Here is a 15907-nt window from a genome sequence, read left to right on the forward strand (position 1 = left end):
GTCGCGTCGGTCGCTCGTGGCGTGCTCGGGCCCCGGCGGGTTCGACGATTCAACCATCCGTCCCCGACGGGCCGCTTCTCGCTGTCGAACCCTAGACGGCCCCACCGACGCCTCCTACCCACTGCACGGGCTCGTACTACGGTGCGGGAGTGGATGCGGACGTCGTCGTCGTGGGGGCAGGACTGGCCGGGCTGCGTTGTGCGGACCGGCTCGCCGAGGCGGGTCGCGCGGTGGTCGTCGTCGAGCGGGAGGCGGTCGTCGGGGGCCGTCAGCGCACCGACGAGGTCGACGGGTTCCTCCTGGACCGCGGCTTCCAGGTCCTCAACCCGGCCTACCCGGCGGTCCGCCGCTGGGTCGACGTCGACGACCTCGCGCTGCGTCCGTTCGGCGCCGGGCTGCTGGTGCGCCGCGCGCGCGGGCTCGTCGAGCTCGCCCACCCGCTGCGCGAGCCGGCGAGGCTGGCGGCCACGCTGCGCAGCGGCCTCCTCGACCCGCGTGGGCTGGCGGCGCTCGGGCGCTGGGCCGCCCCGGCCCTCACCGCGCCCGGCCGGGTCAAGCGCGGCGCCGACCGCAGCCTGGGCGAGGGACTCGACGCCGCCGGTGTGTCCGGGCCGCTGCGGACCGAGGTGCTCGAGGCCTTCCTCGCGGGGGTCGTCGCCGAGGACCGCGCCGAGACGTCCGAGGCCTTCGTGCGCCTCCTCGTGCGGATGTTCGCCCTCGGCGTGCCCGGGTTGCCCGCCCGCGGCATCCGGGCCCTGCCGGAGTGGCTCGCCGACCGCGCCGTGCGCCGCCGCACCCCGGTCGACCTGCGCCTGTCCACGCCGGTGATCGGGGTGCGACCCGGCGCCGAGCCCGCGGTCGAGTGCGCCGACGGCACGTCGCTCTCGGCGCGGGCGGTCGTCGTCGCCGTCGGCCCCGAGGCCGTCGCGGGGCTGGTCGACGTGCCGGCACCGGTCACCCGTGGGCTGAGGACCTGGTGGTTCGCGGCCGACGAGGCGCCGACCCGCTCCGACAAGGTCGTCGTCGACGGCCGCCGCCGCGGCCCGATGGTCAACGCCGCCGTCGTGAGCAACGCCGTGCCGTCGTACGCGCCCCCGGACGCCCACCTCGTCGAGGTGACCACGCTGCTCGGGCCCGGGCACGACGCCGCGGAGGACGACGTGCGCCGCCAGGCAGCAGAGGTCTTCGGCTGCTCGACCGCCTCGTGGCGCACCGTGCGCCGCGACGACGTCCACGACGCCCTCCCCGCGCAGCCGGCGCCGCTGCGCCTCACCTCGCCGGCCCGCGTGGCCGACGGCGTCCTCGTGGCCGGCGACCACCGCGACACCGCCTCCATCCAGGGGGCGCTCGTCTCGGGCCACCGGGTGGCCGGCGCCGTCCTCGACCTGCTCGCGACCGCCTGATGGCGGCCCGCCGGCGGCTGCGCCTCGTCTTCCCGCACCAGCTGTTCGAGTCGCTGCTCGACGAGCCGACGGGTACGCGCTTCGTCCTCGTCGAGGACGACCTGCTCTTCCGCCAGCAGCCTTTCCACGCCCAGAAGCTCGTCCTGCACCGCGCGTCGATGCGGCTCTTCGCGGACCGTCTGCGCGAGAAGGGGTTCGACGTCGACGTCATCGAGACCTCGGCACGGCGCAAGACCCGGATTCGGCTGGCCGAGGCGATCGCCGACGCCGCCCCGGACGAGGTGCGGCTGCACGACGTCGTCGACGACTGGCTGCTGCGCGACGTGCGGCGTGCCTTCCGCGAGGCCAAGGTCGAGCTGGCGCCCGAGGACGTCGAGGAGACGCCGAACTTCCTCACGACGCGCCCGGAGCTGACCGAGTGGTTCGGGTCGCACCGCGCCCGGATGCAGACCTTCTACCAGTGGCAGCGGCAGCGGTTCGACGTGCTCGTCGAGGGGAAGGAGCACGACCAGCCGGTCGGCGGCCGCTGGTCGTTCGACACCGAGAACCGCAAGAAGCTGCCGAAGAAGCACCAGGTGCCCGGCCGGGCGTCGCCCGAGCGGTTGCCCGAGGTCGAGGAGGCCATCGCGTGGGTCGGCGAGGAGTTCCCCGACGCGCCCGGGAACGCCGACACCTTCGACTGGCCGGTCACCCACGAGCAGGCGCGGGAGGGCCTGCGCGAGTTCGTCGCCGAGCGCCTCGCGCAGTTCGGTCCGTACGAGGACGCAGTCGCCACCGAGCACCCCTTCGTGTTCCACGCCGCCATCACCCCGGCGCTCAACTGCGGCCTGCTCGACCCCCGCGAGGTCCTGCGCACGGTGCTTGAGGGCGCCGAGGAGCAGGGCGTCGACCTGCCCTCGCTCGAGGGTTTCGTGCGCCAGCTCATCGGGTGGCGCGAGTACATGCGCGCCACCTACCACCTCTACGGCCGGCGGATGCGGACCTCGAACCACCTGCGGCACACCCGGTCCCTCGCCGACGGCTGGTGGGACGGGACGACCGGCCTCGACCCCGTCGACCACGTCGTCCGCGGCGTCGTCGAGCGCGGGTACGCCCACCACATCGAACGGCTCATGGTCCTCGGCAACGCGATGTGCCTGCTGCGCACCGACCCCGACGAGGTCTACGAGTGGTTCATGGCCTTCTTCGTCGACGCCTACGACTGGGTGATGGTCCCCAACGTCTACGCGATGTCGCAGTTCGCCGCCGGCACCGGCATCACGACCAAGCCCTACGTCTCGGGCAGCAACTACCTGCGGAAGATGACCGACTTCGGGCCCGGCGAGTGGCGCGAGGACTGGGACGCCCTCTACTGGGGGTTCGTCGACCACCACCGCGACGTCTTCAAGTCCAACGTCCGCGCCCGGATGGTCACCCGCACCTGGGACGGGATGGACCCCGACCGCCGCGAGGAGCTGCTCGCCCGCAGCCGCCGCGTCGTCCGCCGCCTCTGACCCCGGCCCGCCCGCGAACCCCACGCGTATCGGGTGACCCGATACCGCTGCGCCTCACCCGAGAACGGTTCCGGGGTAGAGCGCTGTCGTATCGGGTGACCCGATACGCGGGTGACACGTGGGGCGACGGGGTGGGCGCATGCGGTGGGGTGGAGGAGCGGCGGGGCCGGGGGCTCGGCCTGTCGAGGGGTGGGAAGAGCGGGGCGCTCGCGCGGGTTGGCCCGAAGGACGTGCCGCCCGCCCGCCGGTCGGCACCCCACCCCCTCGACGACGGGAGACCCCGGTGAGCACGGACCACGCGGAGACGACGGACACGAGCACGGACGGCGGCGGGGGCGCCGGGCACGCGCAGATCGGCGTCACCGGCCTCGCGGTGATGGGCCGCAACCTCGCCCGCAACCTGGCCCGCCACGGCTTCCGGGTCGCGGTGCACAACCGGACGACAGCCAAGGCCGAGGCGCTCGTCGACGAGTTCGGCGACGAGGGCGACTTCACGCTCGCGCGCTCGCTCGAGGACCTCGTCGGCTCGCTCGAGCGCCCGCGCCGGATCATCGTCATGGTCAAGGCCGGCGAGGGCACGGACGCCGTCATCGACGAGCTCGTGCCCCTGCTGGACGAGGGTGACGTCGTCGCCGACGCCGGCAACGCGCACTGGCGCGACACCGCGCGGCGCCACGACGCGCTGGCGGAGAAGGGCATCCGCTTCGCCGGGGTCGGGGTCTCCGGCGGCGAGGTCGGCGCGCTCGAGGGCCCGTCGATCATGCCCGGGTGCGGCGGCGACACCTACGCCGAGATCGGGCCGTTCCTCGAGGTCATCTCCGCCCACGTCGACGACGAGCCCTGCTGCACCCTCATCGGTCCCGACGGCGCCGGCCACTTCGTCAAGATGGTGCACAACGGCATCGAGTACTCGGACATGCAGCTGATCGCCGAGACCTACGACCTGATGCGCCATGTCCTCGGTCTCGAGCCGTCCGCGGTCGCCGACACCTTCCGCGAGTGGAACGGCACCGAGCTCGAGTCCTACCTCGTCGAGATCACCGCCGAGGTGCTGAGCCACACCGACGCCGACACCGGCCGCCCCTTCGTCGACGTCGTCCGCGACGCCGCGGAGCAGAAGGGCACCGGCCGCTGGACCGTGCAGACCGCCCTCGACCTCGGGGTGCCCGTCACCGGCATCGCCGAGGCGACGATGGCCCGCGCCGTGTCCGGCGACACCGCGCGCCGCGCGGCCGTCCGCGAGGCGCTCGCGGGCGAGGCCGCACCGGGCGTCGGGGTCACCGTGACGACCGACGACCTGCGCCAGGCCCTCTACGCCGCCAAGGTCGTCTCTTACGCCCAGGGCCTCGACATGGTGCGCGACGGCTCGGCCGAGCACGGCTGGGACGTCGAGCTCGCCGACCTCCCGCGCATCTGGCGCGACGGCTGCATCATCCGGGCCCGCCTGCTCTCCGACATCACCGAGGCGCTCGAGGAGCACGCCGACGCGCCGTCGCTCCTCGCGACCCCGGCCTTCGCCGGGGCCGTCGCCGAGCGCCTGCCCGCGCTGCGCCGGGTCGTCACCGCCGCCGTCGCGGCCGGGCTCCCCGCGCCGGTCTTCTCGTCGGTGCTCGCCTACGTCGACGCCCTGCGGGCCGAGCGACTGCCGGCCGCCCTCGTCCAGGGCCTGCGCGACTACTTCGGCGCGCACACCTACGAGCGCACCGACCGCGAGGGCTCCTTCCACACGCTGTGGGCGGAGGACCGCACCGAGGTCGACGCCTGAGACCCGACCCGCGGCGCCGTGTCACCGGCGCCGCGGCTGGGTAGCGACAGAAGACCGAACCGGAAGGAGACCGCATGATGACCCACCACGAGGGCGCCGCCCACGTCAAGGAGCTCGTCGAGGACCAGCGCACCGCGATGCTCACGACCGTGCACCGCGAGAGCGGCGCGCTGACCTCGCGCCCGATGACGCTGCAGGAGGTCGACGACGACGGCACGTTCTGGTTCCTCGCCCAGCGCGACAGCGCCGCGGCGTCCGAGATCGAGGCCGACCCGCAGGTCAACGTCGCCTTCACGAAGGAGGGCGCGTGGGTGTCGGTGGCCGGCCGGGCCAGCGTCCGCCACGACCCCGAGAAGGCCCGCGAGCTGTGGAACGAGTTCGCGAAGACCTGGTTCCAGAAGGAGCCCGAGGACCCGGAGGTCGCCGTCATCCGCGTCGACGGCGAGTCCGCCCAGTACTGGGACAGCCCCGGCAAGGCCGCGACCGTCGTCGAGATGGTCAAGGCGCGCCTGACCGGCGACCGCCCCGACGCGGGTGAGAGCCACACCGTCGAGCTCTGACCCCCACCGACCGACCGGCCCCTCCGACTCCCCCCCTCCCGGAGGGGCTGGTCCGTGTCGGTGCCCCGGCGTGGCGTCGTCCAGCGTCACCGACGACCCGGCGCAGGAGGCCACCATGGCGAGCCAGCTCAACCCCTACCTCAACTTCCCCGGCACGGCCCGCGAGGCGATGACCTTCTACCAGGAGGTCCTCGGCGGCAGCCTCGACGTCATGACCTTCGGCCAGTACGGGATGGAGGGGGAGGGCGCCGACGGCGTGATGCACGCCTACCTCGCAGATGTGGGGCGACGAGTTCGGCACCCTCACCGACCGCTTCGGCATCTCGTGGATGGTCAACATCGGCACCGGTGAGCCGCCGCAGGGCTGACCGACGCGTCAGGCGGTGCCGGTGGCGGCCTCGAGCTCCTCGAGGGCGGCGCCGGTGTGCACGGCGAGCCGCTGCAGGTGCGGCAGGGCGTCGCGGTCGCCGATGAACCCGAGGTTGAGCGTGCCCGCGTACGACTGCGCGGTGATGTTCAGCGCCATCGAGTGCCCGGGGATCGACACCGGGTAGGTGGCGTCGAGCCGCGCCCCGCGCCAGTACAGCGGCTTCGTCGGCCCCGGCACGTTCGAGATGCACACGTTGAGCGTCAGCGGGCCGGGCAGCGGCAGCCCGCTCATCGCCCGCAGCACCTGGAGGCCGGCCGGCGCCAGGAGCATCGCGCTGTAGGCGATGACCGCGTCGCCGCCCATCCCGCGCATCCGGGCCTTGGCGGCGCGCGACGACGAGGTGATCGCGGCGAGCCGCGCGACCGGGTCCTCGATGTCGGTGGCCAGAGACACCAGCGTCGCCCCGACGTAGTTGCCGCCGCCCTCGCTCTCGGGGGCGCGGACGTTGACCGGCACGAACGCGACGAGCGGCCGGTCCGGCAGGCTCGCGAGGTCGTCGAGGAAGCGCCGCAGGCCCCCGGCGCACACGGCCATGAGCACGTCGTTGAGCGTCGCGTTGCGGGCGCGCGCGACGGCGCGCAGCCGCTCGAGCTCGTACTGCTGCGTCGCGAACCGGCGGGCCCGGCCGGTGCGTCCGTTGAGGATGCTCACCGGCGCCTGGTACGACGCCACCGCCCGGGTGGTCGGCCCGCCGCGCCGCAGCTGGGTGCCGACGAGGGCGCGCGCGACCTCCGGCATGGAGGTCACCGCGTTCCCGATGCTGCGCAGGATGGCCGTCACGTCACCGACGGGCTCGCGCGGCTCGCCCTCGGCGCGCGGCGGGCGGGTCAGCCCGAGGAAGTGCGGGTGGGTGCGGTCGTCCGGGTCCTCGGTGAGCCCGCGCTGCAGCAGGCGGTTTCCCGTGTAGCCGTCGACGAGGCTGTGGTGGATCTTCGTGTAGACGGCGAACTGCCCGGGTGCGACGCCCTCGATGAACGTCAGCTCCCACGGCGGGCGGCGGAAGTCGAGCTGGTTGGAGTGCAGCCGCGACACGAGCACGCCGAGCTCGCGCTCGCCGCCGCCGCTCGGCAGCGCGGAGTGCCGCACGTGGTAGTCGATGTCGAAGGCGTCGTCCTCGACCCAGCGGTGCACCGGCTGGCGCAGCAGCCGCCGGGTCTGCAGCCGGTAGGTCCACGGCGTCCGCACGGGGGAGGCGCGCACGTCGGCGACGAGGTCGCGCAGCCAGGCGTCGTCGGCGTCCGGAGGCATCGAGAAGTGCAGGAGGGACCCGACGTGCATGAGGGTCTCGGGGGTCTCCCCGATGAGGAAGACGGCGTCCAGCGGTGAGGCCCAGCGCGAGCGCGGCACCCGCCTCAGCCCGCCACGTCGTGGAGCGGGTCGCCGTCGTCGGGGTGCTCGGGCGCTGCAGTGGCGGTGGGCGCGACCCACGGCCGCCAGGCGCCCTCCTCCTGGGCGAGCCGGTCGGCGAGGACGCGCAGGGTGTCGAGGTGGTGGCCGTAGCCGAGGTGCGTCGCGTCGACCTCGACGTTCTCGGCGAGGGGGCCGGGGTCGAGGACGCAGCACTCCCACGCGACGATCCCGTCGGTGCGCGACCAGATGCTCGTCGTCGGCACCTTGAGCGGCGCCGCGCGCAGGGCCAGGGCCTCCTCGGTGAACATCTGGTCGAGGTGGTGGCGGTTCATCACGCGGTACATCGCCCAGGCGCGGGTGGCGGCCGGGTGGTGGCGGAACGGGCTGCCCAGCGTGACGACGGAGCGGGTGTAGTGGGGCAGGGCGCGGGCCATCTCGCGGGCGTAGATGCCTCCGGCGCTCCAGCCGACGAGGCTGACCCTGCGGCCGTAGCGGTCGTAGACCTCGAGGAGGAGGTCCTCGAGCCGGGCGGCGAGCTCCGGGCTCGCGCCGAGGTTGCGGCCCTGGCGCCAGTCGTGGACCCGGTAGCCGAGGCGGCGCAGGTGCGAGCGGAGGAAGACGGTCGACTCGGGGCCGGCGAGGAAGCCGGGCAGGACGATGACGGGGTGCCCGTCGCCGACCGGCCAGCCGGCGATGTCGCGGGTGCGCACGGCGGAGGACGCGAGCTCGAGGGCGGCGCGCCACTCGCGGCGCGCCATCCAGAGCGTCGGCGCGGACGGAGCACCGCTGGTCGCATCGAGCCTCGGCATCCTCGCTCCTTCCGTGCGGCGCACCGACGAGGACCCGGACCCGGGCTCGCGACGCTGCGAATGGGCAGAGGACGATTGTGGCAGAGCGCGGCTCGGCACGGGAGTCTGTCGGCGGAGCCGTATCCGGACCGTCACCTGCCCCTCCACCACCCCCGCCCCCACCGCGAACGCGTGTGAACTCGCCGGGGTCGACCGGCGAGTTCACACGCGTTCGGAGGGAGAGTGGAGGGATGAGCACGCAGCCCGAGGCCGTCGGCGGGTCCACCCGCACCGAGCGCGACACGATGGGGCCGGTCGAGGTGCCGGCCGACCGCTACTGGGGGGCGCAGACCCAGCGCAGCCTCGAGCACTTCGACATCGGCCGCGACACCTTCGTCTGGGGGCGCCCCGTCGTCCGCGGGCTCGGGCTGCTCAAGAAGGCCGCGGCCCTCGCCAACGCCGAGCTCGGGCTGCTGCCGCAGGAGGTCGCCGACGCCGTGGTGCGGGCCGCGGACGAGGTCGCGCGCGGCGAGCTCGACGACCACTTCCCGCTCGTCGTCTTCCAGACCGGCTCGGGCACGCAGTCGAACATGAACGCCAACGAGGTCGTCGCCAACCGCGCGGTCGAGATCCTCGGCGGCGAGCTCGGCTCCAAGGACCCGGTCCACCCGAACGACCACGTCAACCGCAGCCAGTCGAGCAACGACACCTTCCCGACGGCGGTCCACGTCGCCGTCGCCCTCGAGCTGGCCGAGCGGCTGCACCCTGCGGTCGACGCCCTCTGCGCGGCCCTCGACGCCAAGGCCGCCGAGCTCGGCGACGTCGTCAAGGTCGGGCGCACGCACCTCCAGGACGCGACGCCGGTCACCCTCGGCCAGGAGATCGGCGCGTGGGCCGGGCAGCTGCGCGAGGCGCAGGCCGACGTCCGGTACGCCGGCGAGCGCGTCCTGGCCCTCGCCATCGGCGGGACCGCGGTCGGCACCGGGCTCAACGCCCCGGCCGCGTTCGGCCCCACCGTCGCCCGTCACCTCGAGGCCGAGACGGGGCTCGCCTTCCGGCAGGCCGACAACCTCTTCGTCCAGCTCGCCGCGCACGACGCGCTCGTCGCGGTCTCGTCGTCGCTGCGGACGCTCGCGGGCGGGCTCATGAAGCTGGCCAACGACGTCCGCTGGCTGGCGTCGGGGCCGCGCACCGGCATCGGCGAGCTGCGCATCCCCGAGAACGAGCCGGGGTCCTCGATCATGCCGGGCAAGGTCAACCCCACCCAGTCCGAGGCGATGACGATGGTCGTCACGCGGGTGTTCGGCAACGACGCGACGGTCGGGTTCGCCGGCACGCAGGGCAACTTCCAGCTCAACGTCTTCACGCCGGTCATGGCGCACGCCGTGCTCGAGTCGGTACGGCTCGTCGCGGACGCCTGCCGCTCCTTCCGCGAGCACTGCGTCGAGGGTCTCGAGGCCGACCGCGAGCGCATCGCCGAGCACCTCGACGCCGACCTCATGCTCGTCACCGCGCTCGCGCCGCACATCGGCTACGACGCGGCGGCGGCCATCGCGAAGCAGGCGCACCGCGACGGCTCGACGCTGCGCGAGGCGGCGCTCGCCTCCGGGCACGTCACCGACGAGGACTACGACCGCTGGGTCGTCCCCGCCGCGATGACCCGCCCCGACTGACCCCCGCCTCCCCTCTCCCGCACCGCGAACGCGTGTGAGATCGCCGGAGAAGCCCGGCGAGTCAACACACGTCCGTGGAGAGAAGGGTCAGCCGGAGAGGAGGCCGCGGAGGTCGTCGGCGGTGAGGGCCCGGCTCATCGCGCCGCCCTCGTCGACGACCCGCGTGAAGAGGTCGCGCTTGCGCTCCTGGAGCGCGACGACCTTCTCCTCGACGGTGCCGCGCGAGACCAGCCGGTAGACGTTGACCGGCCGGGTCTGGCCGATGCGGTGCGCGCGGTCGATGGCCTGCGCCTCGGCAGCCGGGTTCCACCACGGGTCCAGGACGAAGACGTAGTCGGCCTCGGTGAGCGTCAGACCGAACCCGCCGGCCTTGAGCGAGATGAGGAACACCGGTGCGTCGCCGTCGCGGAAGGCGGCGATCCGGTCGGCGCGGTCGCGGGTGCGGCCGTCGAGGTACTCGTAGGCGATGCCCTCGGCCTCCAGCCGGCGCCGGACGATCGCGAGGAAGCCGGTGAACTGCGAGAACACCAGCGCCCGGTGGCCCTCGCCGGCGAGCTCGGTGACGTGCTCGACGAGCGTGTCGACCTTGGCGGACTCGGCGAGGCCGGCGTACTCCTCGTCGACGAGCGAGGGGTCGAGCGACATCTGCCGCAGCGCGGTGAGGGCGCGCAGCACCGCCATCCGGTTGCCGTCGAGGTCGTCGATGAGGCCGAGCAGGCGCTGGCGCTCGCGCTGGAGGTGCCGGTCGTAGACGGCACGGTGGCGCGGGTGGAGGTCGACGGTGAGGACCTGCTCCTGCTTGGGCGGCAGCTCGCGGGCCACGGCCTCCTTGGTGCGCCGCAGCATGAGCGGGCGCACGCGGCGGCGCAGCAGGGCCAGGCGCTCGGTGTCGCCGTCGCGCTCGATGGGGGTGGCCCACTGCTCCTTGAACGCCCCCGGCCGCGGGTGCAGCCCGGGCGCGACGATCGACAGCAGGGACCACAGGTCCATCAGCGAGTTCTCGAGCGGGGTGCCGGTGATGGCGAACTTCGCCCGCGCGCTGAGCCGCCGCACCGCCTGGTAGGTCTTCGCCTGGTGGTTCTTGACGAACTGCGCCTCGTCGAGGACGACCGCCGACCACTCGCGCGAGCGCCATGACTCGCCGTCGATGCGCGCGACGGTGTACGAGGTGATGACGACCTGCGCGTCCCCGACGGCCGCCGCGAGCGAGCGCCCGTCCTTGCCGCGGGTGCGGTCGACGACGACGGTCCGCAACGACGGCGCGAAGCGCGCGGCCTCGCCGGCCCACGTCGAGAGCACCGACGTCGGCGCGACGACGAGCACGGGGTGCTCGAGCTCGCCGCGCTCGTGGGCCCGCAGGACGAGCGCGAGCATCTGCATCGTCTTGCCGAGGCCCATGTCGTCGGCGAGGACGCCGCCGAGACCGCAGTCCCACAGCAGCGACAGCCAGCGGAAGCCGTCGACCTGGTACGGGCGCAGCGTCGCCCGGAGGGCCGCCGGCACCTCGGCCGGCTCGACGCCCTCGCCGTCGACGAGGCGGCCGACGGTGCGTCGCCAGCGTTCGCTCTGCTCGTCGACGACCCCGAGCGCCGCGAGCTCCTCCCACAGGCCGACGTGCACCGCCGAGATGCGCAGCGGGTCGGTCGGCCTGTCCTGCAACGAGCGGGCCTCGTCGACGAGCCGGCGCAGCGTCTCGAGCTCGGGGCGGGCGAGCGAGAACCACGTGCCGGAGTCGAGGATGAGGTGCTCGTGGCCGCGGGCGATCGCCTCGATGAGGGGCGCGAGCGGGACGTCCTCGCCGGCGACCGTGACCGAGATGTCGAGGTCGAACCAGTCGGTGGAGGCGCCACCACCACCGCCGCCCGGGCCGTCGCTCGTCGACACCTGGATGAGCGGCGCCTCGTCGACCTCGGTGTACTCGGCGACCTCGCCGTGCACCTCGACGTCGAGGAACGGCAGCTCCTCGAGCACCGGCAGCAGGCGGCTGAACGCGATCGTCGTGAACGCGTGCAGGCGCAGCTCGGGGACCAGGCGCGGGTGCTGCGCGACGACCTGCCAGAGGACGTCGAGGTCGGCGACCTCCGGGACGGCGCGCAGCTCGTCGACGAGCCGGCGCTCGGCGCCGTGGTCGCGCATCGGGTCGGGCTCGTCGGAGCCGAGCGGGACGTGCACGCCGGTCGGGCCGCCGTAGCGGTAGCCCCAGCGCAGGTGGGTGCGGTGCCCGGGCTCGACGGTGACGTCGAGGGCCAGGCGCGGCGGCACGGCGTCCGGCAGGTCGAGCTCGTCGGAGAGGCTGCGGACCCGGGCCTTGCGCCGCAGCGCCGGGAGGTGCGTGACGGTGAAGCGGGCCCAGTCGGCCTCGGGGACGTCGACGACGCCGAGGTCGAGCAGGCGCTGGCGGGAGCCGTCGAGCGGCTCGGTCAGCGCGCCGAGGACGAGGGTGCCGTCGTCGCGCAGCCAGAAGCCGGTGGCCGGCGAGCCGACGAGGTGGGTGTCGGTGCCGGGCTCGACGGGCAGGTCGAGACGCGGGTGCAGCGTGGCGCCGTCGGCGGTGCGCTCGATGTCGACGACGAGCTCGGCGGGGTCGGAGGCGAAGGCGACGTGCCCCTCGCCGGTGAGGTCGGTGAGCAGCCGGACACCGGCGCGGTCGGCCGAGCGCAGCAGCGACACCCAGCCGCTGCCGAGGTGGTCGAGGAGGATGGCGTCCGGCATCCGGCCGTAGCCATAGGCCCGGACCGAGCGGCGGTGCGCGTCGGCGATGGCGGTGAGCGCGTCGACGTGGTCGTCGGAGTAGGTGACCCGGCCGTAGCCGTAGTAGCCGCCGGCGAAGCTCTCCCAGGAGACGCCCGTGCGGATCCAGGCGCCGCGCACGCCCGGGACGACCGGGCGCAGCCGCAGCGGGGCGCGCCCGGTGTCGTCGGCGACGCGGGCCCGTCCACCGGCGGGCGCCGCGTCCTCGATGAGCAGGCCGACAGGGGTGACGTGCCGGGGGACGTCGTCGGTGAGGACGCCGCCGAGCGCACGCTCCCACGCGGGCCGGGGCTCGTCGCCGGGGGCGGCAGGGGTGGGGTCGAGCTCGCGGACGCGGGCGGCGACCGCGACCGCGTGCTTGCAGTCGCTGGCGACGGGGCACGAGCACTCGCTGTGCCAGCGCCGCACGGAGCGGGTGCCGACCGACTCGCCGGGCCGCAGCGCGACCTCGGTCGTGTACGTCTCGCCCCGGCTGCCGCCGACCCATCCGGTGGCGTGGGCGCCGTCGGAGGAGACGTGGACGTCGACGACGCGGCCCTCGCGCGCGTACGCGAGCCCGCGCGCGACGGTGACGGTGCCGCAGACGTCGCCGAGCTCGCGGTTGGTCAGCTCGGCGAGCCGTTCGGCGGTGACGACCCGGGCCACGGGCACCCTCCTCCCACGGGAACGGTCCGTCCCCTGGCGCGACGGACCCGAACACCCCACCGTACGTCGGCGGACCGACATCCGCCGACTCCGTCCACAGGGTCAGGCCGGTCGGTCGGGGAGGTCCAGGACGAACGTCGTGCCCACCCCCGGCGTCGACGCGACCGACACCGCGCCGCCGTGCGCGCGCGCCACGGCGTCGACGACGGCGAGCCCGAGCCCGGACCCCCCGCTGCCGGAGCTGCGGGAGCGGTCGACCCGGTAGAACCGCTCGAGCAGGTGCGGCAGGTGCTCGGCGGGGATGCCGGGCCCCGCGTCCGAGACCTCGATGCGCACCCACCCCGGCACGGTGTGCAGCCGCAGCGCGACGGGGGTGCCCGCCGGCGTGTGCCGGACGGCGTTCGACGTCAGCCCGACCACGGCCTGGGTGACGCGGTCGTGGTCGGCGTCGATGACGAGCGAGGCGGGTGCTTCGAGGGTGACGACGCGGTCCGGCGCGACGACCCGCAGGTCCGAGGCGACGTCGCGCAGCACGGCCGCGAGGTCGACCGCCTCGCGTCGGAGCGCGTCCGGCGACTCGAGCCCGGTGAGGTCGAGCAGGCCGTCGACGAGCCGGCGCATCCGGCCGGCCTCGTCGCCGATGCGCCGCATCGCGTCGTCGACCTCGGCGCGGCCTGCCGTGTCGAGCGGGCCGGCCGGGCGGGCGGCGTGCAGCGCGGCGTAGCCCCCGACGGTCGTCAGCGGGGTGCGCAGCTCGTGCGAGGCGTCGGCGACGAAGCGGCGCATCCGCTCGTTGGTGGCCGTCGTCGTGTCGATCATCGTGTTGAGCGCCTCGCCGAGCCGGGCGGCCTCGGTGCCGGGCGGCCCCGGCGGGACGCGGCGGGCGGTGTCGCCGGCGGTGATGGCGCCGGCGGCCTCGGTCATCGCGGCGATGGGCCGCAGCCCGAGCCGGTCGACCCACCAGAGCAGCAGGCCGACGAGCACCGCCGCGACGAGGCCGGTCAGCCCGAGCGTGACGGCGAGGCGGCGCGTCGCGACGTCGGCCGGCGTGGTCGGCACGGCGATGACGGCCTGCGCGCGGCCGTTGGGCAGCGTCACCGTCACCACGCGCACGCGCTGGGCGGTGCCGGCCTCCGTCGCGCGGCCCTCGGGCGTGGGCACCTGCTCGCCGGGGCCGAGCGCGGGGACGAGGTCGGGGTCGTCCTGGGGCGCGAGCACGGTGGTGAGGCGGCCGTCGGCGGTCATCCGGCCGACGTAGACGTCGCTGAGGGCCGCGGTCGCGACGGCTCCCTCGGCGCGCTGCGACGCGAGGAGGACGGCACGGGGGTTCTGCGCGAGGGCCGCGATCTCGGCGTCGAGCCGCCCGACGAGGAAGGCGCGCTGCACGACGACGACCGCGCTCCCGGCGACGACCGCGACGACCGCCAGCACGGCCGCGGCGACGAGCAGCCGGCGGCGCAGCGTCATCAGGGCTCCCGGACGGTGTAGCCGACCCCGCGGACGGTGTGCAGGAGCTTGGGCTCGACGGTGTCGACCTTCTTGCGCAGCGTCGAGACGAAGGACTCGATGATGGCGCTCTCGCCCGCGAAGTCGTACTGCCACACGTGGTCGAGGATCTGCGCCCGGGTGACGACCCGGCCGGCGTTGACGAGCAGGAGCCGCAGCAGGCTGAACTTGGTCGCCGTGAGGTGGACCTCGGTGTCGCCGCGCCACACCCGGTGCTGGTCCTCGTCGAGCACGAGGTCGTGGACGCGGTGGCGCGCGCTCGGGGCGGCCGCCGTGCCGGCGCGGCGCAGCGCGACGTGGACGCGGGCCACGAGCTCCTCGAGGGCGAACGGCTTGGTCACGTAGTCGTCGCCGCCGCTCGTCAGGCCGCGCACCCGGTCGGCGGTGTCGCTGCGGGCGGTGAGGAAGAGGACCGGGGTCGTGCTGCCCGTCGCGCGCAGCCGCCGCAGCACCTCGAAGCCGTCGAGGTCGGGGAGCATCACGTCGAGGACGACGACGTCGGGGCTGGTGCGGGCGGCCGCGGCCAGCGCCTCCTCGCCGCTCGCCGCGGCGGTCACGTCCATCCCGGCCAGGCGCAGGGCCGAGGTGACGAGGTAGGCGATGTTCTCCTCGTCGTCGACGACGAGGACGCGCGGGGCGGGGGTGGTGTCGGCCACGGGGCCCACGGTCCCACGGTGGGGTCGCACCCGTCTGGAGGAAACCTCGGGACTTCCTGAAGACGCTCGTCCCTCGCCCCCTCCCCGACTTCTTGCTAGTTCCGCCGCTCGACACGCCCTGCCGCGGCGGGTCGAGCGGCGGAACTCGCAATCAGTGCGGTGCGCGCGGTGTGGTCTTCAGGAAGTCGCGAGGTCGGCCTGCGGTGGCCGCGAGGGTCGGCACGCATCGTCGTCGTCACCGTCAGCACAGGACCCATCCCGCAAGGAGCCCCCGATGCCCGCCCTCCGCACCTCCCTCGTCGCGCTCGTCGTCGGCGGCGCCGCCGTGACGACCGGTGTCGTCGCGACGACCGCCGCTTCTGCCGCCCCCGCCCCGGTGGCCGCCGTCGATGCCGTCAGCGTCGCGAGCTCCGACGACGCCGGACCGCAGGCCCGCCTCCACCCGGGCCGTGCGTGGTGGAAGAAGCTGAGCGACACCCAGCGCCAGTGCCTCGAGGACGCGAAGGTCAGCCGACCGGTCGGTCCGCTCGACGACGCCGAGAAGGCCGCGCTGCGCGAGCAGGTGACCGCGGCCGCGCAGACGTGCGGCGTCGAGCTGCCCTTCCCGAAGGCGCGCGCCTTCTGGGACGGCCTGAGCGACACCCAGAAGCAGTGCCTCGACGACGCGAAGGTCACCCGCCCCTGGGGGCCGATGACGAAGGAGCAGCGTCGCGCCGTCCGGTCCGACCTGCGCGCGGCCGCGGAGAAGTGCGGCGTCGAGCTGCCCCAGAAGCCGGCCAACCGTGCGCCGGCCTCCTCTCCCACCCCGGCGCCGTCGGCCTCCTGACGCACGGCGCGGGCTACACCGCAGTCACTGTCGCCACAACGACACGTACTGCGGTGTAGCC

The 15907-nt window shown here is 74.5% G+C and carries 12 protein-coding genes; 7 read left to right on the plus strand and 5 right to left on the minus strand.

The genetic code is table 11. The features are described from left to right. Positions 1–149: 149 nt before the first annotated feature. The 5 genes from IG69_RS0100625 to IG69_RS19790 all read left to right on the plus strand — a co-directional run bounded on the left by IG69_RS0100625 (position 150) and on the right by IG69_RS19790 (position 5573). Complete coding sequence (locus IG69_RS0100625; RefSeq protein ID WP_030526253.1) at positions 150–1403, plus strand: FAD-dependent oxidoreductase; 1254 nt, start codon at positions 150–152, stop codon at positions 1401–1403. After that, positions 1403–2896, plus strand: coding sequence for a cryptochrome/photolyase family protein (locus IG69_RS0100630; protein ID WP_036828610.1), 1494 nt, complete (start codon positions 1403–1405; stop codon positions 2894–2896). Before IG69_RS0100625 ends, IG69_RS0100630 begins: the two co-directional genes overlap by 1 nt. Before the next feature lie 283 nt (positions 2897–3179). Beyond that, positions 3180–4661: an NADP-dependent phosphogluconate dehydrogenase gene (gene gndA / locus IG69_RS0100635; protein WP_425414784.1), complete on the plus strand. Its 1482-nt coding sequence runs from the start codon at positions 3180–3182 to the stop codon at positions 4659–4661. Between the two features lie 74 nt (positions 4662–4735). Then, positions 4736–5221: a pyridoxamine 5'-phosphate oxidase family protein gene (locus IG69_RS0100640; protein WP_051749964.1), complete on the plus strand. Its 486-nt coding sequence runs from the start codon at positions 4736–4738 to the stop codon at positions 5219–5221. Positions 5222–5336: 115 nt separating this feature from the next. After that, positions 5337–5573, plus strand: a complete 237-nt coding sequence (locus tag IG69_RS19790; protein WP_425414785.1) for a VOC family protein — start codon at positions 5337–5339, stop codon at positions 5571–5573. Positions 5574–5597: 24 nt separating this feature from the next. On the opposite strand, the gene IG69_RS0100650 is transcribed toward IG69_RS19790, so the two are convergent. Together IG69_RS0100650 and IG69_RS0100655 are read right to left on the minus strand one after the other, a co-directional pair. Beyond that, the gene (locus IG69_RS0100650) at positions 5598–6998 is read right to left on the minus strand and encodes a WS/DGAT/MGAT family O-acyltransferase (RefSeq protein ID WP_030526258.1); all 1401 of its coding nucleotides are present in this window, start codon (positions 6996–6998) and stop codon (positions 5598–5600) included. A 5-nt stretch (positions 6999–7003) separates the two neighbouring features. Beyond that, positions 7004–7810 (minus strand): esterase/lipase family protein, encoded by an 807-nt coding sequence (locus IG69_RS0100655; RefSeq protein ID WP_157577251.1) that lies wholly within the window; start codon positions 7808–7810, stop codon positions 7004–7006. Positions 7811–8040: 230 nt separating this feature from the next. On the opposite strand from IG69_RS0100655, the gene fumC reads away from it, so the two are divergent. After that, on the plus strand, positions 8041–9462 hold the full coding sequence (gene fumC / locus IG69_RS0100660; RefSeq protein ID WP_030526260.1) for a class II fumarate hydratase: 1422 nt from the start codon (positions 8041–8043) through the stop codon (positions 9460–9462). 87 nt (positions 9463–9549) lie between these two features. Here the strand turns inward: fumC and IG69_RS0100665 are convergent, their stop codons facing one another. The 3 genes from IG69_RS0100665 to IG69_RS0100675 form a co-directional block, all read right to left on the minus strand. Then, entirely contained in the window at positions 9550–12858 is a 3309-nt protein-coding gene (locus IG69_RS0100665; RefSeq protein ID WP_051749966.1) for a DEAD/DEAH box helicase, read from the minus strand. A gap of 102 nt (positions 12859–12960) precedes the next feature. After that, on the minus strand, positions 12961–14325 hold the full coding sequence (locus IG69_RS0100670) for a sensor histidine kinase (RefSeq protein WP_051749967.1): 1365 nt from the start codon (positions 14323–14325) through the stop codon (positions 12961–12963). Then, a complete protein-coding gene (locus IG69_RS0100675) occupies positions 14325–15029 on the minus strand; it encodes a response regulator transcription factor (protein WP_030526263.1) in 705 nt (234 codons plus the stop codon). The genes IG69_RS0100670 and IG69_RS0100675 overlap by 1 nt, the downstream gene beginning before the upstream one ends. 265 nt (positions 15030–15294) lie before the next feature. Here IG69_RS0100675 and IG69_RS0100680 point away from each other — a divergent pair, with 265 nt between their 5' ends. After that, positions 15295–15846 (plus strand): hypothetical protein, encoded by a 552-nt coding sequence (locus IG69_RS0100680; protein ID WP_030526264.1) that lies wholly within the window; start codon positions 15295–15297, stop codon positions 15844–15846. The last annotated feature ends 61 nt before the right edge of the window (positions 15847–15907 follow it).

Origin of the sequence: Phycicoccus jejuensis (genome assembly GCF_000720925.1) — a bacterium.
Classification (GTDB): domain Bacteria; phylum Actinomycetota; class Actinomycetes; order Actinomycetales; family Dermatophilaceae; genus Phycicoccus; species Phycicoccus jejuensis.